The 22416-nt window shown below is 71.3% G+C and carries 19 protein-coding genes; 15 read left to right on the top strand and 4 right to left on the bottom strand.

Going from position 1 to position 22416, the window contains the following annotated elements; translation table 11 throughout:
- Positions 1-164: 164 nt before the first annotated feature.
- The 9 genes from IE272_RS06555 to IE272_RS06515 are packed head-to-tail and all read left to right on the top strand — an operon-like array spanning position 165 to position 10321.
- Positions 165-1139 carry a lysylphosphatidylglycerol synthase domain-containing protein gene (locus tag IE272_RS06555; RefSeq protein ID WP_229897222.1) on the top strand — a complete coding sequence of 325 codons (975 nt, stop codon included), beginning with the start codon at positions 165-167 and terminating at the stop codon, positions 1137-1139.
- Entirely contained in the window at positions 1136-2584 is a 1449-nt protein-coding gene (locus tag IE272_RS06550) for an aspartate aminotransferase family protein (RefSeq protein ID WP_050360498.1), read from the top strand. Before IE272_RS06555 ends, IE272_RS06550 begins: the two co-directional genes overlap by 4 nt.
- Positions 2572-3618 (top strand): NAD-dependent epimerase/dehydratase family protein, encoded by a 1047-nt coding sequence (locus IE272_RS06545; protein WP_190006442.1) that lies wholly within the window; start codon positions 2572-2574, stop codon positions 3616-3618. Before IE272_RS06550 ends, IE272_RS06545 begins: the two co-directional genes overlap by 13 nt.
- Before the next feature lie 17 nt (positions 3619-3635).
- A complete protein-coding gene (locus IE272_RS06540; protein ID WP_190006441.1) occupies positions 3636-4772 on the top strand; it encodes a UbiA prenyltransferase family protein in 1137 nt (378 codons plus the stop codon).
- A 25-nt stretch (positions 4773-4797) separates the two neighbouring features.
- Positions 4798-5829: a glycosyltransferase family 2 protein gene (locus IE272_RS06535; protein ID WP_056700667.1), complete on the top strand. Its 1032-nt coding sequence runs from the start codon at positions 4798-4800 to the stop codon at positions 5827-5829.
- Positions 5826-7025, top strand: coding sequence for an endonuclease/exonuclease/phosphatase family protein (locus IE272_RS06530; protein WP_190006440.1), 1200 nt, complete (start codon positions 5826-5828; stop codon positions 7023-7025). The genes IE272_RS06535 and IE272_RS06530 overlap by 4 nt, the downstream gene beginning before the upstream one ends.
- On the top strand, positions 7022-8179 hold the full coding sequence (locus IE272_RS06525; RefSeq protein ID WP_190006439.1) for a glycosyltransferase family 4 protein: 1158 nt from the start codon (positions 7022-7024) through the stop codon (positions 8177-8179). Before IE272_RS06530 ends, IE272_RS06525 begins: the two co-directional genes overlap by 4 nt.
- Complete coding sequence (locus tag IE272_RS06520) at positions 8176-9354, top strand: endonuclease/exonuclease/phosphatase family protein (RefSeq protein ID WP_229897221.1); 1179 nt, start codon at positions 8176-8178, stop codon at positions 9352-9354. The genes IE272_RS06525 and IE272_RS06520 overlap by 4 nt, the downstream gene beginning before the upstream one ends.
- Complete coding sequence (locus IE272_RS06515) at positions 9311-10321, top strand: aldo/keto reductase (RefSeq protein ID WP_056700661.1); 1011 nt, start codon at positions 9311-9313, stop codon at positions 10319-10321. The genes IE272_RS06520 and IE272_RS06515 overlap by 44 nt, the downstream gene beginning before the upstream one ends.
- A 90-nt stretch (positions 10322-10411) precedes the next feature.
- Here the strand turns inward: IE272_RS06515 and IE272_RS06510 are convergent, their stop codons facing one another.
- The gene (locus IE272_RS06510; RefSeq protein ID WP_007458216.1) at positions 10412-11176 is read right to left on the bottom strand and encodes a GntR family transcriptional regulator; all 765 of its coding nucleotides are present in this window, start codon (positions 11174-11176) and stop codon (positions 10412-10414) included.
- Between the two features lie 279 nt (positions 11177-11455).
- Between IE272_RS06510 and IE272_RS06505 the strand changes: the two genes are divergently transcribed.
- The 4 genes from IE272_RS06505 to IE272_RS06490 all read left to right on the top strand — a co-directional run bounded on the left by IE272_RS06505 (position 11456) and on the right by IE272_RS06490 (position 16273).
- Positions 11456-12754 carry a sugar ABC transporter substrate-binding protein gene (locus IE272_RS06505; protein ID WP_056712159.1) on the top strand — a complete coding sequence of 433 codons (1299 nt, stop codon included), beginning with the start codon at positions 11456-11458 and terminating at the stop codon, positions 12752-12754.
- Positions 12755-12869: 115 nt separating this feature from the next.
- Positions 12870-13877, top strand: a complete 1008-nt coding sequence (locus IE272_RS06500) for a carbohydrate ABC transporter permease (protein WP_050360489.1) — start codon at positions 12870-12872, stop codon at positions 13875-13877.
- The gene (locus IE272_RS06495; RefSeq protein WP_032794097.1) at positions 13874-14734 is read left to right on the top strand and encodes a carbohydrate ABC transporter permease; all 861 of its coding nucleotides are present in this window, start codon (positions 13874-13876) and stop codon (positions 14732-14734) included. Before IE272_RS06500 ends, IE272_RS06495 begins: the two co-directional genes overlap by 4 nt.
- 9 nt (positions 14735-14743) lie before the next feature.
- Complete coding sequence (locus IE272_RS06490; protein ID WP_056700659.1) at positions 14744-16273, top strand: glycoside hydrolase family 3 protein; 1530 nt, start codon at positions 14744-14746, stop codon at positions 16271-16273.
- Between the two features lie 411 nt (positions 16274-16684).
- Here the strand turns inward: IE272_RS06490 and nagB are convergent, their stop codons facing one another.
- The gene (nagB, locus tag IE272_RS06485; RefSeq protein ID WP_050360487.1) at positions 16685-17470 is read right to left on the bottom strand and encodes a glucosamine-6-phosphate deaminase; all 786 of its coding nucleotides are present in this window, start codon (positions 17468-17470) and stop codon (positions 16685-16687) included.
- A 229-nt stretch (positions 17471-17699) separates the two neighbouring features.
- Between nagB and IE272_RS06480 the strand changes: the two genes are divergently transcribed.
- Positions 17700-18782 carry an SIS domain-containing protein gene (locus IE272_RS06480; RefSeq protein ID WP_190006438.1) on the top strand — a complete coding sequence of 361 codons (1083 nt, stop codon included), beginning with the start codon at positions 17700-17702 and terminating at the stop codon, positions 18780-18782.
- 387 nt (positions 18783-19169) lie between these two features.
- The gene (locus IE272_RS06475) at positions 19170-20636 is read left to right on the top strand and encodes a sensor histidine kinase (RefSeq protein ID WP_050360485.1); all 1467 of its coding nucleotides are present in this window, start codon (positions 19170-19172) and stop codon (positions 20634-20636) included.
- Positions 20637-20807: 171 nt separating this feature from the next.
- Here IE272_RS06475 and IE272_RS06470 read toward each other — a convergent pair whose 3' ends face one another.
- Together IE272_RS06470 and IE272_RS06465 are read right to left on the bottom strand one after the other, a co-directional pair.
- Positions 20808-21065, bottom strand: coding sequence for a WhiB family transcriptional regulator (locus IE272_RS06470; RefSeq protein ID WP_003953983.1), 258 nt, complete (start codon positions 21063-21065; stop codon positions 20808-20810).
- A 319-nt stretch (positions 21066-21384) separates the two neighbouring features.
- On the bottom strand, positions 21385-22353 hold the full coding sequence (locus IE272_RS06465) for a diacylglycerol/lipid kinase family protein (RefSeq protein ID WP_050360482.1): 969 nt from the start codon (positions 22351-22353) through the stop codon (positions 21385-21387).
- Positions 22354-22416 lie beyond the last annotated feature (63 nt).

Below are 22416 nucleotides of genomic sequence, written 5' to 3'. Positions count from 1 at the left end.
CGGCGGAGGCGGCGGCGGACGCGCGTCGTGGCCGCGGCGCGCAACCGGAAGCCGGGCCGGGGACATCCGAGGCCGGACCCGTGGCGCCCGAGGCCGGGCCCGGTACCTCCGAAGCCGGGCCCGCGACGCCCGCAGCCGGCCCCGGGACGCCGGAGGCTGGACCCGTGGCGCCCGAAGCCGACGCACGCCCCTCCCGGCGGGCCCGGCTGCTGCGCACGGCCGCCGCCCTCGTGCTCATCGCGGCCACCTGCTTCGCCGTGGGCGGTTCGCTGCGCGGCGCCGGTACGGAGATGGCCGAGGCCGCCGGCCGGCCCGGGGGAGTGCTCCTGCTGATCGCCGCCCTCCTCGCCAACGCGGCCGGACTGGTCCTGTCGATGCTGTCCTGGCGGGTCCTCGTCGTGGACGGCGGCTCCACCGCCCGCACCAGCGACACCGCCCGGATCTTCTTCATCGGCGTCATCAGCAAATTCGTCCCCGGCCGCATCTGGGGCGTCCTCGCCCACATCCAGCTCGGCAAGGCCGTCGGCATCGCCCCCGAGCGGATGATCGCCGCCTTCGGCCTCGGCCTCGTCATCGGGATGACCACCGGGGCCGCCGCCGGACTCCTCGTCGCACCGGCCGTGTTCGGTGCGGGCGCCTGGGTCTTCGCCCCGCTCGTGCTGCTCGCCGCCGCCGCCGTGGCCCGGCCCGGCTGGGTGGGCCGCCTCGTCGCCTGGACGATGCGGCTGGCCCGCCGCCCCGACGGGGCCGCCGAGGGTTCGCCCCGGGCCCTGCGGCTCTCCATCGGCTGGGCCTGCGCCTCCTGGGCGGTCTCCGGACTCCACCTGTGGGCGATCGTCGTGCTCCTCGGCGCCCCGCCGCTGCTCTCCCTGCCGGTCTGCGTCGGCGGCTTCGCCCTGGCGACCGTCGCCGGAAGCCTCGCCTTCGTCCTGCCCGACGGCTGGGGCGCCCGCGAACTCGTCCTCCTCGCGCCCCTCGGCGCGGTCATGCCGCTGTCCGCAGCCACCGCGGCCGTCATCGCCAGCCGGCTGGTCTGCGTGCTCAGCGAGGTGGCCGCCACCGGCGCCGCACTCGCGTGGGCCCGCGCCGCCGGACCCCTGCCCACCCCCCGACCCGCGCTCCAGGAAGGAGCCGCATGACCTCCGACGCCACCCCCCTGCTCACCGTGGACGACTGCGAACAACTGTCGACGAGCCAGGTGCACGAGCTGTACCGGTCCCACGTCAACAAGAGCCAGGTCTCCCTGATGACCTCCTTCGGCTTCGGCCGGGAACTCGTCGACCACGCCGAGGGGTCCTGGATCCACACCCGCGACGGCCGCCGCATCCTCGACTTCACCGGCGGCGTCGGCGTCCTCAACCACGGCCACAACCACCCGCGGATCCTCGCCGCCCGCCGCCGCTTCCAGGAACAGCGCCGGATGGAGGTCCACAAGACCTACTTCTCGCCCTACGTCGCCGCCCTCGGCCACAACCTCGCCCAGCTCCTCCCCGGCGACCTGAACCTGTCGTTCTTCCCCAACTCGGGGGCCGAGGCCGTCGAGGGCGCGGTGAAACTCGCGTACAAGTACCACGGCGGCCGCCGGCAGCAGATCCTGCACGCCGACATCAGCTTCCACGGCAAGCTGCTGGGCTCCGGCAGCCTCACCGGCAGCGCCCAGAACGCCTTCGCCTTCCCCGGCATCCCCGGCGTCTCCGCCTTCCGCTACGGCGACCTCGACTCCGTGCGGGAAGCGGTCGCCGGAGCCCGGGACGCCAAGGGCCGCTGCGACGTCTACGCGATCCTCATCGAGCCCTTCTCCGCCTCCACGATGACGGAGTGCTCCGAGGAATTCCTGCGCGGCCTGCGGGAGTTGTGCACCGAGGAGAAGATCGTGCTGATCTTCGACGAGATCTACACCGGCTGGGGCAAGACCGGCAGCCTCTTCCACTTCATGCGCTACCCCGGACTCGTCCCGGACGTGGTGACCACCTCGAAGTCCTTCGGCGGCGGCAAGTCCTCGGTCTCCGCCTTCGTCGCCCGCGAACCCGTCTTCCGCAAGGCCTACGACAGCCTCGGCGACGCCATGCTCCAGTCCACCAGCACCACCTACTACGGCTTCGGCGAGGAGACCGCCACCGCGCTGGAGGCCGTCAACATCGCGGTCGAGGACGACTATCCGGCCCGCGCCCGCGCCATCGAACGCGTCCTCGCCCCGGGCCTGGAGCGGCTGCGCAAGCAGTACCCCGACATCATCGCGGACGTCCGGGGAGCCGGAGCGCTGTACGGGATCTTCCTCGACGGCGGCCCCCGCATCCTCGACCTCGCCGCGAAGATCGCCCCCGGCGGACTGGCCCGTGACCCGCTGCTGCGCACCAAGGTGATCACCTGCGCGGTCGTCAACGCGATGTACCACGACCACGACGTGTACATGTACTACACGCTCAACGGCCGCAGCCCCCTGGTGGCCGCCCCCTCGCTGGTCGCCGGACCCGACGAGGTGGAGATCTTCCTCGACGCCTTCGACCGGACCCTGGCCAAGGGCATGAACCGGCTCCTCACCGCCTTCTTCAAGGACAAGGCGGTGTCGCGATGGGCGGCCTGACCATCGCCGTGACCGGCGCCGCCGGGATGCTCGGCTCCCACCTGGTGGCCCGGCTCGCCGCCGACGGCCACGACGTCGTCGGCGTCGACCTGCGCGACGACCCCCACCCGCCCGCCGGCGCCCGGCACATCGTCGCCGACATCCGCGACGGGGCGGCGCTGGCCCGCGCCTTCGACGGGGCCCACGCCCTGGTGCACTGCGCGGCCGCCCTGCCCAGCTACCCCGTCGACCAGATCCGCTCCATCACCGTCGACGGCACCCGCACCGTCCTGACCGCCGCGCACCGGGCCCGCGTCGAGCGGGTCGTGCACATCTCCTCCACCGCCGTCTACGGACTGCCCGAGCGGGTGCCGACCCCGGAGGAGCACCCCCGCGAGCCCGTCGACCCGTACAGCAGGGCCAAGGCGGAGGCCGAGGAGGTCTGCGAGGAGTTCCGGGCGCGCGGGATGTGCCTGCCGGTGCTGCGCCCCAAGACGTTCCTCGGGCCCGGCCGGATGGGCCTCTTCTCGATGCTCTTCGAATGGGCCGAGGAGCGCCGCAACTTCCCCGTCCTCGGCCGGGGCGACGTCCGCATCCAGATGTTCGGCATGGCCGACCTCGTCGACGCCGTGGTGCTCGCCCTCAACGCCCCGCCCGAGATCGCGAACGACGTCTACAACCTGGGCGCCGCCGAATTCGGCACCCTGCGCGAGGACTTCCAGGCCGTGCTGGACGCGGCCGGACACGGCAAACGCGTGGTCCCGCTGCCGGCAGCACCGGCACTCGCGGTCCTGCGCCTGCTGGAGAGCACCAAGCTCTCCCCGGTCTACGGGCGGCTGCTCTTCAAGCTCCTCGACGACAGTTACGTGGACATCGGCCGGGCCACCGAACGGCTCGGCTTCCGTCCCGCGCTCTCCAACCGGGACGCCATCCTCGGCACCTACGCGTGGTGGCGCACCCAGCGGGGGGCCGGCACACCCGCTCCCGGAGCCGGCCGGACCAGCCGGGACCCGTGGCGCCAAGGGGCGCTCGGCCTGGCCAAGGTCTTCTTCTGATCCCCTGGAGCCCTGCCGTGGACATCACCCGGTCCTCACCCGCGCCCGTGCGCGTGGTGGCAGTCCCGCCGGAACCCGAACCCGCCGACCTCACCGCCCTGCCCGAACCCATCGCCGTAGAGCCACTTCAACCACTTCAACCACTTCCGGCCACGGCCACGGCCACGACCGCAACCACGAGCGCGATCACCACGGCCGCAACCACGAGCGCGATCACCACCACCACCGCGACCACGAGCACGACCGCGACCGATGTACGGGGCCGGCGCGGCCGCCCCCGGCCCCGCGACCTCCTCGCGCTCCTGCGTCCCGGCCAGTGGGTGAAGAACCTGGCCGTCGTCCCGCTCGCCCTGCTCGACACCCACCCCTGGGGGGCCGCCGCTTTTCTGCGCACCGGCTGGGCCGTCCTCGGCTTCACCCTCGCCTCCGCGCTCGTCTACGTCGTCAACGACCTCGCCGACCGGGAGCGGGACCGGCTGCACCCGGTCAAACGCCACCGCCCGATCGCCTCGGGCCGGGTCTCCACCTTCGCCGCCTTCGTCCTGACCGGTGCTCTCGCCCTGGCGCTGACCGGCTGGGCGGTGGCCGGGCCCGCCTGGCAGTGGTGGCCGACCGCCCTCTACCTGGCGCTGAGCCTCGCCTACTCCCAGGGGCTCAAACACGTACCGCTGGTGGACGCGTTCATCGTGGCGACCGGCTTCGTGCTGCGGCTCGTCCAGGGGGCGCTGCTCATCGGCGCCCAGATGTCCGAGTGGCTGGCGCTGTGCGTCTTCTCGCTCTGCCTGATGCTGGCGCTCGGCAAACGACGGCACGAGATGACGGCGGCGGGCCGCGCCCACCGCCCGGCCCTGCGCGGTTACACGCTCGCCTTCCTCGACCATCTCGTCGTCCTGGTCGCCGTGCTGACCGCCGTCAGTTACGTGCTCTACCTGCGCGACGACGCGTCCCTCGCCGCCGGGGCCTCCCTCGTCACCCTGCTCTCCGCCCCCTGCGCCGTCTTCGGCCTCGCCCGCTACCTCCAGCTCCTCCTCGTCGAGGAGGGCGGCGGCAACCCCGTCCACGTCCTCTTCCGGGACCGCGCCACGCTCGTCAACGCGGCGCTGTGGGCGGTGCTCGTCGCCCTCGCCCTCCTCCTCCCGCAATCGCCCGCATGACCCTCCGACCGCCCGAAGGCGCCCCATGAACCGGAAGCAACCCCTCGTCTCCGTCGTCATCCCCAACTACAACTACGGCCGCGCCCTGGAGCTCTGCCTGCGCGCCGCACTCGCCCAGACCTACGAGCCCCTGGAGGTGCTGCTGATCGACGACTGCTCCACCGACGACTCGGTCGCCGTCGCCGAGGCCTGCGGCGTCCGGGTGATCAGCACCGGCGTCAACAGCGGGGTGGCCACCACCCGCAACACCGGGGCCGCCCACGCCCGGGGCGAGATCATCGTGTTCGTCGACTCCGACGTCGCGATGGAACAGGACGCCATCGCCAACGCCGTCGCCCTGCTCGACTCCGACCCCCGCATCGGCGCGGTCTGCGGCACCTACGACGCCGAACCCCTCATCCGGGACAGCCTGATCGAGGAGTACCGCTGCCTCCACCAGTTCTACTGGCTCGCCGAGACCGAGGGCCGCATCGGCACCCTGCACACCGCGATCTGCGCCATGCCCGCCCGGATCTTCGCCGAGATCGGCCCGTTCAACCCCCGGCTGCGGCACACCGAGGACGGCGACTACGCGGCCCGGATCTGCCGGAGTTACGAGGTCCACAGCTCCACCACCGTCCGGGGCCGGCACGACCACGACGACACCTGGCGGGTCGTGCTGCGCAAGGTCTTCCACCGCACCCGGCTGCACATCCCGCTCTACGTCCGCCGCGGCGACCTCCCCGGCGGCATCGCCACCGGGCCGCGTGCCGGAGCCAGCGTCGCGGCCCTGCTCGCCCTGCTGACCCTGCCGCTCGGCCTGATCGCCCTGCCCTGGCTGCTCGCCCCGGCCGCCCTGCTGGCCTTCACCCTGCTCGCGGACACCGCCCTCCACCGGTTCGTCCTGCGCCGACGGGGCCCCCTGTTCGCCGCCTACTTCGCCTTCGTCCACACCGTGGTCAACGCGGTCATCGCGGCGGGCGCGGGCGTCGGCGTCCTCCAGTGGCTGACCTCCCGCCGCTTCCGCCGGCTGTACGAGCCGGGGGAGCACCTCGCGCCGGTGCGGGCCGCCACATGACCGGGACCCTGACGGCGGGCGGCTCGGCGGACCGCCCCGGCGCCGTGGACCCGGACGTCCCCGACGCCGTACCGGACCCAGCCGCGGGGACACCGGAGGAGACCGCGGGGCCGTCCCGCCGGTGGCCCGGCCGGCTGCTGCTCGCCGTCGCCGTCCTGTGGGCCCTGTTCGTCGCCGCCCGCGCCCTTCTCAGCGGCCGGTGGTGGGCGTGGAACGGCCTCGGCCTCGCCCCGCCCGTCCTCCATCTGCTGGTCCCGCTCGCCCTGTTGATCCCGGCCGCCCTGATCCGGCACGGCAGGCGGGCGGCGGTCGGCGTCGTCCTGCTCGCGCTGCTGCTCGGCTCCTGGCAGACCGGACTGCACCCCGGGGCGCTCCTGCGCGGGCGGCCCGCCGTGCCCGCCGACGCCCTGAAGGTGGTCAGCTGGAACACCTTCTTCTGGGACCAGGACAGCGACACCGACGCGTTCTACGCCTATCTCAGGTCCCGCTCCGCCGACGTCTACCTCCTCCAGGAGTACCAGAACGCCCGGGGCGACGAGCCCGCGCCGATCGACGACCTCGCCCGGCTCCGCAAGGAGTTCCCCGGCTTCCACATCGCCACCGAGGGCGAGTTCCTCACCCTGTCCCGCTTCCCCATCACCTCGGTGCGGGCGCTGCGCCCGGACGGCCTCGCCCCGCCCGACACCTCCTGGGCCGACTACTGGAACATCCGCGTCCTGCGCACCGACATCGACGTCGACGGCCGGACCCTGTCCCTCTACAACACCCACCTGCCCGACCTGCTGAACGTCGACCGCAATCCGCTGACCCCCGCCTACCACCGCTCCGTACGGCAGCTGTCCGAGCGCCGCGACAGGCACTTCGAGGCGCTGCGCGAGGACCTCGACGCCAACGGCCACCCGGTGGTGCTCGCCGGTGACCTCAACGTGCTGCCGGGCACCGGGGACCTGCGCTGGTTCGACGGACTGAGGGACGCCGCCGACGCGGGGGACTCGGTGTACCCGGCGACCTTCCCGGTGAGCGGCCCGGCGCTCTGGCGGCTCGACTGGGCGTTCGTCTCGCCCCGGATCGACCTGCACCGGCAGTCCGTCCAGGACCCGCCCGCCGCGCTCTCCACCCACCGGCTGATCGATCTGCGCCTCTCCCTGCCCGCCCCCGGGGCGTCCGCCCCGGCCACCGAGAAGGACCGGTCATGACCCGGCGCTCCGCGCGCTCGCCGCGTTTCGACGTGACGATCGTGCTCACCTACTACCTCCCGTACACCAGCGGGCTCACCGAAGTGGCCCGTACGGTCGCCGAGGGGCTGGCCGCACGGGGCCGCCGGGTCGCCGTCGTCGCCTGCCGGCACGATCCGGACCGCCCCGCACGGGAGACCGTGAACGGCGTCGAGGTGTTCCGGGCCCCGGTCGCCGCCCGGCTCGGGCGCGGGGTGATCAGCCCCGGGTTCGCCCCGCTCGCCGGGCGGATCGCCCGCTCCTCCCGGGTCGTCAACATCCATCTGCCGATGCTGGAGGCGGGGCTCGTCGCCCGCCTCGCCGGGGACACCCCGGTGGTCGCCACCCACCACGACGACGTCTGGCTCGCCGGGGGCGCGCTCGCCCCGCTCCAGGTGAAGGTCGTCGACGCCTCGGTGGCCGGGGCCCTGCGCCGCTCGGCCGCCGTGGTCGTCAACAACGTGGACCACGCGGAGCATTCGCGCCACTGGCCCCTGATGCGCGGGCGCCGGCTGCTGGCCATCGCCCCGCCCTGCCGCGAACGCGAGCCCGCCCCCGCCGCCTTCCGCGAGACGGCGGGCCCGCACATCGGCTTCCTCGGCCGGATCGCCCCGGAGAAGGGGCTGCACCACCTGGTCGACGCCTTCCGGACGATCCCGGACCCCGAGGCCCGGCTGCTGATCGCCGGCGACTACTCCAAGGTCGCGGGCGGCAGCGTCGTCGGGGCCCTGCGCGCACGGGCCGGGGACGACACCCGTATCCGGTTCACCGGCTTCCTCGCCGACGACCGGGTGGCGGGCTTCTACGCCTCGCTGGACGCCTTCGCCCTGCCGTCCGTCGCCGAGGAGTCCTTCGGCATCTCCCAGGCCGAGGCGATGATGCTCGGCGTCCCCTCGGTCGCGAGCGACGCGCCGGGCATGCGCGTGCCGGTGTCCGAGACCGGCTTCGGCCGCCTCTTCCCGCCCGGCGACGTCCGCGCCCTGGCCGGGGCCCTCCTGGAGGTGGCCGCCTACACCCCGGAGCGCCGTGCCGAGGGAGGCCGCGACGCCCGCGCCCGGTACGGGACGGACAGCTGCCTGGACGCCTACGACGCGCTGTTCCAGGAGGCCGGGGCCGTACAGGGAGCCCCCGCGTGACGACGGCCGGAGCACTGGGTGACGTCCTGGCGTCGGCCGGCGTCCTGGCGGCGGGCGACGGGGCGAACGCCGCCTGGCCGGGCGGCGGATGGGCGCTGTGGGCGGCCGGGGCCTGGGCGGTGTTCCTGGCCGCACACCTCGTCCTCAACGGCCGCTGGTGGTTCTGGCTGCTGCCCTCGCTGCTGCCGCCGCCGGTGTTCGCCGCCCTGCCGGCCCTGCTCCTGGTGCTCTCCTGCGCGACGGGGGACCTCACGGCCGCAGTCGTGGCGGGCGCGGCCCTGCTGACCGGGGCCCGGCAGTCCGGCCTCGTGCCCGGCGCGCTCGTACGGAGGAAGCGCCTCCCGCCGCCGCCGGACGGGGCCGTGCGCATCGTGTCCTGGAACACCCAGCACTGGTGCCAGTCCACCGACCCCGAGCCCTTCTACGCCTTTCTGCGCGGGCTCGACGCCGACGTCTACCTCCTCCAGGAGTACCACCACGACGAGTTCGACGGCACCTACCGCCTCATCGACGACGAGCGGCGGCTGCGCGCCACCTTCCCCGGCCACCGCGCCGTCATCGCCCGGGGCCTGATCACCCTGTCCCGGCTGCCGGTCGCCGCGACCGTCGAGACGGCCGCCCGCCGGACCCTGCGGGTGGACCTGGAGATGCCGGGCGACGGTCGGATTCTCGCCACCTTCAACGTCCACATCCCGGTACAGCTGCGACTCGTCAGCCCGTTGCGCGCAGACTTCTACCGCGCGGTCCGCACCCGGGCCGCCGACCGGGCACGGGAGTACCGGGGACTCCTCGGGGACGTCGCCGGCTGCCCCCATCCGGCCCTGATCGCCGGGGACTTCAACACCACCGCCGCGATCGGGGACGCCCGCCGCATCGCCCGCCTGGGCGCCGACGCGGTAGCCCTGTCCGGACGCCTCTGCCCCACCTCGTGGCAGGCCCGTCCGGGCCTGCGCTGGTGGCGGCTGGACTGGGTGCTCACCACACCGGGCGCCCGGGTCCACAGCTACCGCTTCCGCGATCCGCGCGGCCTGTCCGACCACAGCGTCCAGGAGGTGTCCGTGTCGCTCGCCGAACCGGACCGCCCGGCGACCGCCGGCCTCCGTATCCGACACCACGACGAAGGAACTCGCCATGCGTTACCGCTACCTGGGAAAGACCGGCCTGAGGGTCAGTGAACTCTGCCTCGGCGCCATGACGTTCGGCCGCGAGGCCGACGAGACCACCAGCCACGTCCTGCTGGACCGCTTCACCGAGGCGGGCGGCACCTTCGTGGACACCGCCGACATCTACTCCGCCGGAGCCTCCGAGGAGATCCTCGGCCGCTGGCTGAAGAGACAGCGCCGCGACGACGTGGTGATCGCCACCAAGGTGCGGTACGGCACCGGGGAGGGCCCCAACGACCGGGGCCTGGGCCGCAACCACCTGATCGCCGGGGTCGAGTCGAGCCTGCGCCGGCTGGGCACCGACCACATCGACCTCTACCAGGTGCACGCCTGGGACCCGGGCACCCCGCTGGAGGAGACCCTCGCCACCCTGGACACGCTGGTCACCTCCGGCAAGGTGCGCTACATCGGGGCCAGCAACTTCTCCGGCTGGCAGCTCCAGAAGGCGATCGACCTGAGCCGGGGACACGGCTGGGAGCCCTTCACCGCCCTCCAGCCGCTCTACAACCTGCTGGACCGGTCCGCCGAGTGGGAGCTGATGGAGGTCAGCCGCAACGAGGGCCTGGGCGTCATCCCGTGGAGCCCGCTGCGCGGCGGCTGGCTGAGCGGCGCGATCCGGCGCGGTGCCCAGAGGCCGCCCACGGGCACCCGGGTGGAGACCGCCGAGAAGCTCGGCTGGGGCGAGTCGTGGAGCGCGTACGAGGGGGACGAGCGCACCTGGCGGGTGCTGGACGCCCTGCACGAGGTCGCCGGACGCACCGGCCTCGCGGTGCCGGTGCTGGCCCTCGCCTGGCTGCTCGGCCGGCCCGGGGTCACCGCTCCCATCGTGGGCGCCCGCACCCTTGAGCAGCTGGAGACCAACCTGGGCGCGGCGGACCTGGACCTCGACCCGGCCGACGCCGCCCTGCTGACCGCGGCGAGCGACCAGGCGCTCCCGTACCCGTACAGCGTCATCGAGACCGACCCCGAACTGCGCTGACGCACCCCGCGTGACCGAAAACGGGCGGTGGCCCGGGGATCTCGTCCCCGGGCCACCGCCCTGTGCGTACCGCGTCGTCCGTGGTGGTGATCAGTCCGTGGGCCGCTTCAGGCGGGCCACGAACTTGTAGCGGTCGCCCCGGTACACCGAGCGCACCCACTCCACCGGTTCGCCCTGGCCGTCCACCGAATGGCGGGACAGCATGAGCATCGGCAGCCCCACGTCGGTGCCCAGCAGCCCCGCCTCGCGCGGGGTGGCGAGCGAGGTCTCGATGGTCTCCTCCGCCTCGGCGAGGCGCACGTCGTACACCTCGGCGAGCGCGGTGTAGAGCGAGGTGTACTTCACCAGCGAACGGCGCAGCGCCGGGAAGCGTTTGGCCGAAAGATGCGTGGTCTCGATCGCCATCGGCTCCCCGCTGGCGAGCCGCAGCCGCTCGATGCGCAGCACCCGGCCGCCCGTCGAGATGTCCAGCAGACCGGCGAGCGTGTCGTCCGCCGTCACATAACCGATGTCCAGTAGTTGGGACGTCGGCTCCAGTCCCTGGGCACGCATGTCCTCGGTGTACGAGGTGAGCTGGAGGGCCTGGGAGACCTTCGGCTTGGCTACGAAGGTCCCCTTGCCCTGGATGCGCTCCAGCCGGCCCTCGACGACCAGCTCCTGGAGCGCCTGGCGCACGGTGGTGCGCGAGGTGTCGAATTCGGCCGCCAGGGTGCGTTCGGGCGGCACCGGGGTACCGGGCGGCAGGGTGTCCGTCATGTCGAGGAGATGCCGCTTGAGCCGGTAGTACTTCGGTACGCGCGCTGTGCGCGTACCGGCACCGGTCTCGCTCCCCGTACTGCCCCCGTCGGCGCCCATGGCCCGCCTTCCCGACTGCTGCGTTGCTGCCGTCACCGGCTCCTCCGTCTGTCGCGGCTCACATGGTGGCACGGTCCGGTCACGGGTCGTCGCCCTCCCTTAGGTGTCGGTCCTATAACGGACGCGAGTGCACTTCTTATACACCCTTGACACCCCTAAAGGTCTAGGCCAAGCTCCCGGTACTGGTCTAAACCATTAAAGACCAGGTCCAGCCCCAGCAGAACTCGTCGAATGACTTCGCGGTGGGTGGGGTTGCAGCATCCCTGAGGAGGGTTTGACGTGAAGCGCAAGCTCATCGCGGCTATTGGTGTCGCGGGCATGTTGGTTTCGATCGCGGCGTGTGGTTCGGGTGACAAGGAGTCGTCCGCGGACCCGAAGGACCGCAAGGAAGACCTGACCGTCTGGCTCATGGGTGAGGCCCAGTCCACCTGGCCGGAGCTGGTCAAGGACGTCAACGCCGAGTTCAACAAGAAGTACCCGGGCGTCAAGGTCAAGGTTCAGTACCAGCAGTGGGCCGACAAGGTCAAGAAGCTGGACACCTCCCTCGGTGGCGATAAATTCCCGGACGTCGTGGAACTCGGCAATACCGAGACCATGCAGTACATCCTCAATGGTGCGCTCGGAGAAATCGACCCCAAGAAGTACGAGAACTCGGACACCTGGATCAAGGGTCTGAAGGACACGTGCTCCTTCGAGGGCAAGACCTACTGCGTTCCTTACTACGCCAGCGCCCGCCTGGCCGTGTACAACAAGGACATGCTGAAGGCCGGCACCGGCAGCGACGCCCTCCCGCAGACCGAGACCGAGTTCCTCGCCGCGATGGACAAGGTCTCCGCCGAGCTGGGCAAGAAGGACAAGCGCGCCTCCTCCCTCTACTTCCCCGGCCGCTACTGGTACGCCGCGATGTCCTACGTCGCCGCCTACGGTGGCCAGATAGCCACGTACGACGAGGGCAGCAAGGAGTGGAAGGCCTCCCTGTCCACCCCGGAGGCCCAGAAGGGCATCCAGCACTTCGTCGACCTGGTCAAGAAGTACAACAAGGCCGACGTGACGAAGGACGAGCAGGACCACGCCAACGTCATGGCCAACGAGAAGGCCGCGGTCATCTACGGCCAGGCCTGGGAGGCCGGCAGCGTCACCACCGGCGAGAACGGCAACCCGAAGCTCGAGGGCAAGATCGCCACGGCCGGTATGCCCGGCCCCGAGGGCAAGGCCCTCCCGTCCTTCATCGGCGGCTCGGACCTCGCCACGATCTCCAAGTCCAAGGTCCAGGACCTCGGCGAGGAGTGGATCTCCCTCTTCACCAACGCGAAGTCCATGGAGGTCCTCGCGTCGAAGAACATCCTCCCCAACAACGAGAAGCAGCTCGAGCCGCTGAAGGCGAAGCCGGAGACCGCCGCCATCGCCAACGCGGTGCCGGACGCCTGGTTCACGCCGATCGCGCCGGGCTGGGCCTCCGTGGAGAAGGAAGAGATCCTCCAGAACATGCTCCTGGAGATCGTCAAGGGCGCCTCCGTCGCCGACGCCTCGAAGAAGGCCGACGACAAGATCAACGCTCTGATCAACAAGGAATCCTGACCTTCCGATCGCCAGGCAGGGGCCCGGCGCCAGCGCCGGGCCCCCGCTCCTTTCCCGCAAGTGAACGCCGTGAATTCCGGGGCCCGCCCCGGACCCGCGATGGAAGGTCAGCCACGTGTCTGCCGCTGATACCAAGGCCGCCGGGCCGCCGGTCCCCGTACCACCCGACCCGCAGGCGACCGGGAAGTCGTCCTCCCACGACGATGCGCCCCGGGTGCAGAAGAGGAAGCGGAAGAAGGGGGAACTGCTCCCCTATCTCCTGATCCTCCCGGCGATCGTGGCGATCGCCGCCGTCTACCTCTACCCGCTCGGCAAGACGGTCATCATGTCCTTCCAGGACATGGGCCGTCGTGAACTGTGGTCCGGAGAACCGGCGCCATGGGTCGGCCTCGAGCAGTTCACCAACATCCTCGGCGACTCCGAGTTCTGGTGGGTCACCTTCCGCACCGTCGTCTTCATGGTCATCTGCGTGACGCTGACCATGGGGCTCGGGCTGCTGGTCGCCCTGCTGATGCGCAAGCTCTCCACCTGGGTCCGGCTGGTGCTCACCGCCTGCCTCATCGCCGCCTGGTCGATGCCGCTGATGGTCGCCGCGTCGATCTTCCGGTTCATGGCCGACTCCGACTACGGCCTGATCAACACCCTGATCGCCAAGGTCGTCGGCGAGGACTGGCTCGGACACAACTGGTACCTCGACCCGATCCAGGGCTTCGGCATCATCACCCTGCTGGTCGTCTGGGGCGCCATCCCGTTCGTCGTCGTCACCCTGTACGCCGCCCTCACCCAGGTCCCCCAGGAACTGGAGGAGGCCGCCGCCCTCGACGGCGCCAGCGCCTACGGCATCTACAAGTTCGTCACCTGGCCGGTCATCAAGCCGGTCTTCACCATGGTCGCCACTCTCTCGGTGATCTGGGACTTCAACGTCTTCGGCCAGATCTGGCTGCTGCGCGGCAACAAGCCCGAGCCGGAGTACGAGACCCTCGGCCTCTACTCCTACTCCAAGGCGTTCGAGTCCACCTCCTTCAGCCAGGGCACCGCGATCGCCCTGATCACGGTGCTGCTGCTGTCCGGCGTGGCCGTGTACTACCTGCGCCAGCTCATGAAGACGGGAGAGGTCGAATGAGCAGCTCGACCCAAACACAGGTGCTGCGCCCCGACCGCAAGAAGAGCCGGCTGCACTTCGACCTCATCGGCCTCGGCATCGCCCTGGTCATGGTCTTCCCGGTCTACTGGCTGGTCATCAGCGCCCTGCGGCCCAACCGGGAGATCCGCAGCTACGACCAGACCCTGTGGCCCACGTCGATCACCTTCGACAACTTCGTCCGGGCCACCGAGCAGCCGAACTTCGGCACCGCCATCCAGTCCAGCCTGATCGTCGCGGTCACCGCGGTGGTCGGCGGCATGATCATCGCGACCCTGGCGGCCCTGGCGATCGGCCGGTTCCGGTTCTTCGGCCGCAAGGCCCTGGTCCTGATCATGATCCTGGTCCAGATGCTGCCGCCGACGGCGATGCTCATCCCGATCTACGCCCAGCTCAACGCGATGGGCGGGATCGACGAGTACTGGGGCCTGATCGTCGTCTACCTGGTCTCCACGCTGCCCTTCGCCACCATCATGATCCGCGGCTTCGTCGTGAACATCCCGGTGGAGCTGGAGGAGTCCGCGATGGTGGACGGGTGCACCCGCTTCCAGGCCTTCCGCCGGGTGATCTTCCCGCTGCTCGCCCCCGGGCTCGCCGCCGCGTCGATCTTCGCCCTGGTGAACGCGTGGAACGAATACCTCTTCGCGTACATCCTGATCAACGACAACTCCAAGTACACGCTGAACGTATGGCTGATGACGTTCACGACCGAGCGCGGAACGGACTACGGCGCCCTCATGGCGGCGTCGACCATGATCGCCATCCCCGTCGTCGTGTTCTTCATGATCATCCAGAAGAAGATGGCCGCAGGCCTCACTTCCGGCGCTGTGAAGGGATAGTGCGGGCCCATGACCACGCTCGTTTCCACCACGGACACCCTGACGCGTGACGCGCTCGCGGTGCTCCAGCCCGGGTTTACCGGCACCACCGCGCCGGACTGGCTGCTGCGCCGCGTCGGCGAGGGCCTCGCCTCCGTGGGGCTGTTCGGCCGCAACATCACCTCGCCGGAACAGCTCTCCGCCCTCACCGAGCGGCTGCGCTCCGAGCGGGAGGACGTCCTCGTCGCCATCGACGAGGAGGGCGGCGACGTGACCCGCCTGGAGGTCACGCACGGCTCTTCCTTCCCCGGCAACTTCGCCCTCGGCTCGGTGGACGACGTCCACCTCACCCGGGCGGTCGCCCAGGAGCTCGGCCGCCGGCTCGCCGAGTGCGGCGTCAACCTCAACTGGGCGCCGTCCGCCGACGTCAACAGCAACCCGGGCAACCCGGTCATCGGCGTGCGCTCCTTCGGCGCCGACACCCGCCTGGCCGCCCGGCACACCGCCGCGTACATCGAGGGGCTCCAGGCCGCCGGCGTCGCCGCCTGCACCAAGCACTTCCCCGGGCACGGCGACACCGCGGTCGACTCCCACCTGGCGCTGCCCCGTATCGACGTGGACCTCGACACCCTGCACGCCCGTGAACTGGTGCCCTTCCGGGCGGCCATCGCCGCGGGTTCCAAATCGGTGATGAGCGCGCATATCCTGCTTCCCGCACTCGACCCGGACCGCCCGGCGACCCTGAGCCCGCAGATTCTCACCGGTCTGCTGCGCCAGGAACTGGGCTACGACGGCCTGATCGTCACCGACGCCGTGGAGATGGACGCCATCGCCGGTACGTACGGCATCGAGCGCGGGTCCGTCCTCGCCCTCGCGGCGGGCGCCGACGCCATCTGTGTGGGCGGCGGCCTGGCCGACGAGGAGACGGTGCTGCGGCTGCGCGACGCCCTCGTCGCGGCCGTGCGCAGCGGGGAACTGACCGAGGAGCGGCTCGCCGACGCGGCCGCCCGTGTACGAGCCCTGGCGTCCTGGACGCAGAGGGCCCGGGGGGATGTCCCGGAGCCGGGCGCGGCAGTGCAGGAGGGGACCGCGCCCGGCACCGGAGTCAGCTCCGACATCGGCCTGGTCGCCGCCCGCCGCGCGGTCCGGGTGACCGGCTCCGGCGACCCGCTGACCGGGGCGGCGTACGTCGCCTCGTTCAGCGCGGTGGCGAACATCGCGGTCGGCGACGAGACCCCGTGGGGCATCGCCGCCGAGCTGGACAGGATCCTGCCCGGCACCGGCACGGACACCTACACGGACGGGACCGCCGCTCCGGCGGACGCGATCCTGACGGCGGCGGGGGAGCGGCGCATCGTCGCCGTGGTCCGCGACGAGCACCGGCACGCCTGGATGGGCGCCGCGCTCGACGCGCTGCTGGCGGCCCGCCCGGACACGATCGTGGTCGAGATGGGCCTGCCCCAGTCGGACCCGCGCGGCTCCCTGTACATCGCCACCCACGGCGCGGCCCGCGTCTGCGGCCTGGCAGCAGCGGAAGCGATCACCGGCACCACCGCCTGACACACAACAGGAGCCACTTCAGCCCGTCCGGCCCGCAGCTCAGGCCTCGGGCCGGCCATATCAAGCCCGTCCGGCGTTTGAGGACAAAGCCTCGCGCCGGACGGGCCCGCAGCTCAGGCCTCGGGCCGGCCACATCAAGCCCGTCCGGCGTTTGAGGACAATGCCTGACGCCGGACGGGCCCGCAGCTTAAGCCTCGGGCCGGCCACATCCATCAAGCCCGTCCGGCGTTTGAGGACAATGCCTGACGCCGGACGGGCCCGCAGCTTAAGCCTCGGGCCGGCCACATCCATCAAGCCCGTCCGGCGATTGAGGACAAAGCCTCGCGCCGGACGGACGGCAACCGAACACGCACGGCAAAGGGCCGGGACACCGACAGGCGTCCCGGCCCTCAGCCGTGCAAGGGGCGAGCCCTACAGCCCCTGCCACCCCGGCTTCGCCGCATACGTGGCACGGAAGTAGTCCGCCAGCTTCAGCTTCGACGCGGCCGCCTCGTCCACGACCACCGTCGCGTGCGGATGCAGCTGGAGCGCCGAGGCCGGCACGATCGAGGCGACGGGCCCCTCCACCGTCTGGGCGACGGCCTCCGCCTTGCCCTCACCGGTGGCCAGCAGGATCGGGTGCCGGGAGTCCAGGATCGTCCCGATGCCCTGCGTGATCACGTGGTGCGGCACCTGCTCGATGTCGTCGTCGAAGAAGCGCGCGTTGTCGACCCGGGTCTGCTGCGTCAGCGTCTTGATCCGGGTGCGCGAGGCGAGCGAGGAGCACGGCTCGTTGAAGCCGATGTGCCCGTCCGTGCCGATGCCCAGGAGCTGGAGGTCGACGCCGCCGGCCTCGGCCAGCGCCCGGTCGTACGCCTCGCAGGCCGCCTGGACGTCCTCGGCCGACCCGTCGGGGCCCATGAAGGAGGCCTCGGAGAGCCCGAGCGGCTCGATGACCTCGCGCAGCACCACGGACCGGTACGACTCCGGATGGCCCGCGGGCAGCCCGACGTACTCGTCGAGCTGGCAGATCCGGGCGCGCGACGCGTCGACCGCGCCGGAGGCGACCTTCGCCGCGAGCGCGCGGTAGATGGGCAGCGGGGTCGAGCCGGTGGCAACGCCGAGCAGGGCGTCGGGCTTGCGGGCGATCAGCGCGGCGATGGCCTCCGCGATCAGTTCGCCGCCTGCCGCGGCGTCCGGGACGATGACAACTTCCACGCTGTGCCTGCCGATCTGACTAGGGGAGCCGGTGGTATAGACCAATCAAGTTCCCAATTTAGCAGAATCGAGCAGCCGTACGGTGAACAGTCCGCCCATCGGCACGCACGCCCCGGCCCGCTGGCGGCCCGGGGCATTGCCTGCTCGACTGGGGGAGCCCGAACGGCGCGGATCGCGCACCCCCCGCGCACGCGCCGTCCCGTACGCCGACAGCGCAGGAGGCCCCCACATGTCCGCGACCCCTCCGGCCGACCCGGGCGGCCAGGGCGACGAGCCCGGCCGCATCATGTCCGGCGAGATGGCCGAGCAGCCCGCGATGCTGCGCCGCATCCTCGAAGAGGGCGCGCCCCGCATCCGTGAGGTCGCCGCCGAGATCGCCGCCCGGAAGCCCCGGTTCGTGCTGCTCACCGCCCGGGGTACGTCGGACAACGCGGCGCTGTACGCGAAGTACCTGCTGGAGATCCGCCTCGGACTGCCCTGCGGACTGGCCTCGATGTCCACCACGACGGCCTACGGCGCCCGGCCGGACCTGCGGGACGTCCTGGTGGTCACCGTCAGCCAGTCGGGCGGCTCGCCGGACCTGGTGGCCTCCACGAGGGCCGCCCGGGAGGCCGGGGCCGTCACCCTCGCCGTCACCAACAACCCGGACTCCGCGCTGGCGGCGGTCTCCGAGTACCACATCGACATCCTGGCGGGCCCGGAGAAGGCGCTCCCGGCCACCAAGACGTACACCGCCTCCCTCCTCTCCCTCTACCTCTTCGTGGAGGGGCTGGGAGGCACCGACGGGACGGCGGCCGCCGCCGGTCTGCCCGACCTCGCGGGCGCGATCCTGGGCCGCCGGGCCGAGGTCAGGGCGCTGGCCTCGCGCTACCGCTTCGCCGAGCGCATGGTGATCACCTCGCGCGGCTACGGCTACCCGACGGCCAAGGAGGCGGCCCTGAAGCTGATGGAGACCAGCTACATCCCGGCCCTCTCCTACTCCGGCGCCGATCTGCTGCACGGGCCGCTGGCGATGGTCGACAACATCTCCCCGGTGATCGCCGTGGTCACCGACGGCCGGGGCGGCGAGGCCCTCCAGCCGGTGCTGGACCGGCTGCGCGGACGCGGCGCGGATCTCTTCGTGGTCGGCCCCAAGGCCCAGGTGGAGGCGGCCTCGGCCGGCTTCTCGCTGCCCACGGCGGGCGTCCCGGAGGAGCTGCAGCCGATCCTGGAGATCCTGCCGCTGCAGATGCTGGCGTACGAGGTGACGATCGCCCGGGGACAGGACCCGGACGCGCCCCGCGCCCTGGCCAAGGTCACCGAGACCCGCTGAGGCCCCGGAGGCGGCGGTACGGCCCCCGGAAACACCCGCGGGCCGCGGCGCCAGAGCGGGACCCTCAGCCCACCCGGCACCGCAGCCCGGAGCTACCTGGCCGGCGGTGTGCGGTGCCCCCGGCCACTGGAGGCACCGGCGCAGTCAGGGCAGAGAGTGCCGGAGCCTCGGTCCGCTCTCCTGTGCGGGGAGAGCGGAGGTCGTGATGAACTCATTGTGGACTAGACCAATTGCCTGTGTCCATCCATGTGCACGACATTCTCCGGCCGGGCGCCTGCCCCGTCCACCGGTATGCGGCACCCGCGTGCTCTCCCATCAGCACGGCCCGGCGGGCCGATCGGTTCGAACGCCTCCAGTAACCCCAGGTACGCTCCACACGTGCCCTCCATGAACGACCTCGTCCACCAGCACACCGCTCTGAGCGACACCGACCTCGAGTGGCTCCATCTGCTGGTCTCGGAGTGGCAACTGCTCTCCGACCTGTCCTTCGCCGACCTCGTGCTGTGGGTCCCCACCCGCGACGGCACGCGGTACGTCTCCGTCGCCCAGATGCGCCCCAACACCGGGCCCACGTCCTACCAGGACGACATGGTCGGCCACCTGGTGCCGCGTGGCCGCCGCCCGCTGCTGGACGCGGCCCTGGACGAGGGCCGGATCGTGCGCGAGGGCGACCCGGAGTGGCGCGAGGAGGTGCCCGTACGGGTCGAGTCCATCCCCGTACGCCGCGAGGGCCGGGTGCTCGGCGTCATCGCCCGCAACACCAACCTGCTCACCGTGCGCACCCCCTCCCGGCTGGAGCTCACCTACCTCCAGTCCGCCTCCGACCTGGCCCAGATGATCGCCGCCGGGTCGTTCCCCTTCCCCGGCCAGCAGGTCGACATGGACGCCTCCCCGCGCGTGGGTGACGGCCTGATCCGGCTCGACGCCGACGGAGTCGTCCAGTACGCCAGCCCCAACGGCCTCTCCGCCTACCACCGCCTCGGCCTCGCCTCCGACCTGGTCGGCCACCACCTCGGCACCACCACCGCCGAACTGGCCCCGTCCAGGGGGCCGGTGGACGAGGCACTGGTCAAGGTGGCCAGCGGTTACGCGCCCCGCGAGTTCGAGGTCGAGTGCGCGGGCGGGGTGATCCAGCTGCGGGCGATCCCGCTCAAGCCCAAGGGTGTCCGCATCGGCTCCCTGGTCCTGCTCCGGGACGTCACCGAACTGCGCCGCCGCGAACGCGAGTTGATCACCAAGGACGCGACCATCCGGGAGATCCACCACCGGGTGAAGAACAACCTCCAGACGGTAGCGGCCCTGTTGCGCCTCCAGGCCCGCCGGATGGACTCCGAGCAGGGCCGCGAGGCGCTCAACGAGGCGGTCCGGCGCGTCGGTTCGATCGCCATCGTCCATGAGACGCTGTCCCAGAATCTGGACGAGCGGGTCGAGTTCGACGAGATCGCCGACCGGGTCATCGCGATGGTCTCGGAGATCTCCCCGGGCAAGGTGACCTGCCGGCGCACCGGACGTTTCGGCATCCTGGACGCCGAGGTCGCCACCCCGCTCTCCATGGTGCTGACCGAGGTTCTGCAGAACGCCCTGGAGCACGCCTTCGCCGTGGCCGACCGCGGGACGGTGGAGGTCTCCGCCGTGCGCGGCGGATCGCCCACCGACGGGCGGCTGCTGATCACCGTCACCGACGACGGGCGCGGTCTGCCCGAGGGGTTCGACCCGAAGCGGGCGGGCAACCTCGGGCTCCAGATCGTACGGACCCTGGTGGAGGGGGAGTTGGGCGGCACGTTCGGCATGGTCCCGGCGCCCGAACGCGGCACCCAGGTGGTGCTGGACCTCCCGGTCCGCGCCGACAAGTAAGAAGAACGGCGGCACACAGCAGAGTGGGCCCGGACCGTGGTAACGGTCCGGGCCCACTCCGTGATGCTCACGTTGCGATGCGCTTCGGGGTACTGCGCGCTGCGACTCGAAGGCGGGGCTGTGCGTACGCTCTGTACGCGCCGCCGGGCTGAGGCTTGGTGCGGTTCTCGCTCAGGCGCTTGCGTTGCGCGCCCGGTTGCGAGCGGCGCGGCGCTTCATCGCGCGGCGCTCGTCCTCGCTGAGGCCACCCCAGACGCCGGAGTCCTGGCCGGACTCGAGCGCCCACTGCAGGCACTGCTCCATGACGGGGCAGCGGCGGCAGACAGCCTTGGCTTCCTCGATCTGCAGCAGCGCAGGACCGGTGTTGCCGATGGGGAAGAAAAGCTCCGGGTCTTCCTCACGACAAACGGCGTTGTGACGCCAGTCCATGGCTGCTACCTCTCCTTGGTATTACACGCTTGTTGCTTGTGAATGTGAACGCTTTCACGAATCCCCCCGCAGATGACGGGCCGACTCCCAGATGTGCTGGGTGTGGTCTGTGTGGTGAGGAGGGGTTCTGGCTCTCAGTGGAGGCCGGTGTTGCGGGCCGTCCCGATCGCCATGTAGAGATTCGCAAACCTCGGCGGCGGATACAACCCCTTCTGGAAAGTTTTTTTTGATTCCTCGGTGTCGACTAGGTCACAGCCGCACTTCTTAGGGGTGGGGGCCAGTCCAAACGTTCGAGTTAAAGGACTTTGGGCCCTTCCACTCACACAATCACACGCAGTGCACGGCGTACGCCTGTGAACGTCACGCTCGTACGCAGTCCCAGGTGGTCGCCGTCCATCTGGAAGGGCAGTGGAACCTTTGAATGCAAGGTGAAGTCCGTGAGGTCATGCCGTGAAACGGCGTGCTTGCCGCGCGGCCCCTTCTCGGGGCTCGAAGTGAGCAGCTGGGTGCCGTAGAGGGCCACCGCCGGGGTGGACAGACGCTTCAGTCCGAGGACGTCCAGCGCGGTGTCGAAGGAGGCCTTCGGTGAGGCGTAGACCGGGCGATTGCCCAGGTAGGTCCAGGGGGCGGTGTTGCAGATTATGGAGAGCGCGAGGTCGGTCACCGGGTCCTGGCCGGGCACGTCGAGCGTGATCTGCCCGTGTCTGCGGTTGGCCTCGTTGAGGAACTGCCGCACCACCTGGCGCACATACAGGGCATGGGTCGAACGCTTCCCGTGCTCGCGTTTCTGTTCGACCCGGCCGACGACTCCGGCGTCGAATCCGAGACCGGCGCAGAAAGTGAACCAGCGTTCGGGGACGGATTCGTCCTCGGTCCCTGGGGTGCCGGCCGCCAGGCCGAGCCCGACCGTGCGTTCGGTCCGGTTCTCCAGCGCGTCCAAAATCGCGCCGGTCGCCTCCACCGCGTCGTTCGGCAGCCCCAGGGCGCGCGCGAAGACATTGGTGGACCCGCCGGGGACCACGGCGAGCTTCGGGAGGCCGTCCACGTCCGGGCCCCGGTGCAGCAGCCCGTTCACGACCTCGTTCACCGTGCCGTCGCCGCCGAGGGCGACCACCAGATCGATGTCGTCGCTGTCCGCGGCCCGCCGTCCCAGGTCCCGTGCGTGCCCCCGGTACTCGGTGGTCACCGCCTCCAGCTTCATCTCGCTGGCCAGCGCGTGGATGAGCACGTCACGGGTGCGGGCACTGGTGGTGGTAGCAGCTGGGTTGACCACGAGGAGTGCGCGCATGACGGCCAGCCTACCTACCGGGCGGTTCGGTGCTGTAGTCCCGGTTCGCTCCGCTCGGACCCG

It is taken from the genome of Streptomyces anulatus (assembly GCF_014650675.1).
Classification (GTDB): Bacteria; Actinomycetota; Actinomycetes; order Streptomycetales; family Streptomycetaceae; genus Streptomyces; species Streptomyces anulatus.
The sequence above is the reverse complement of the archived record's forward strand: the minus strand, read 5'-3'. Positions and strand labels throughout refer to the sequence as shown.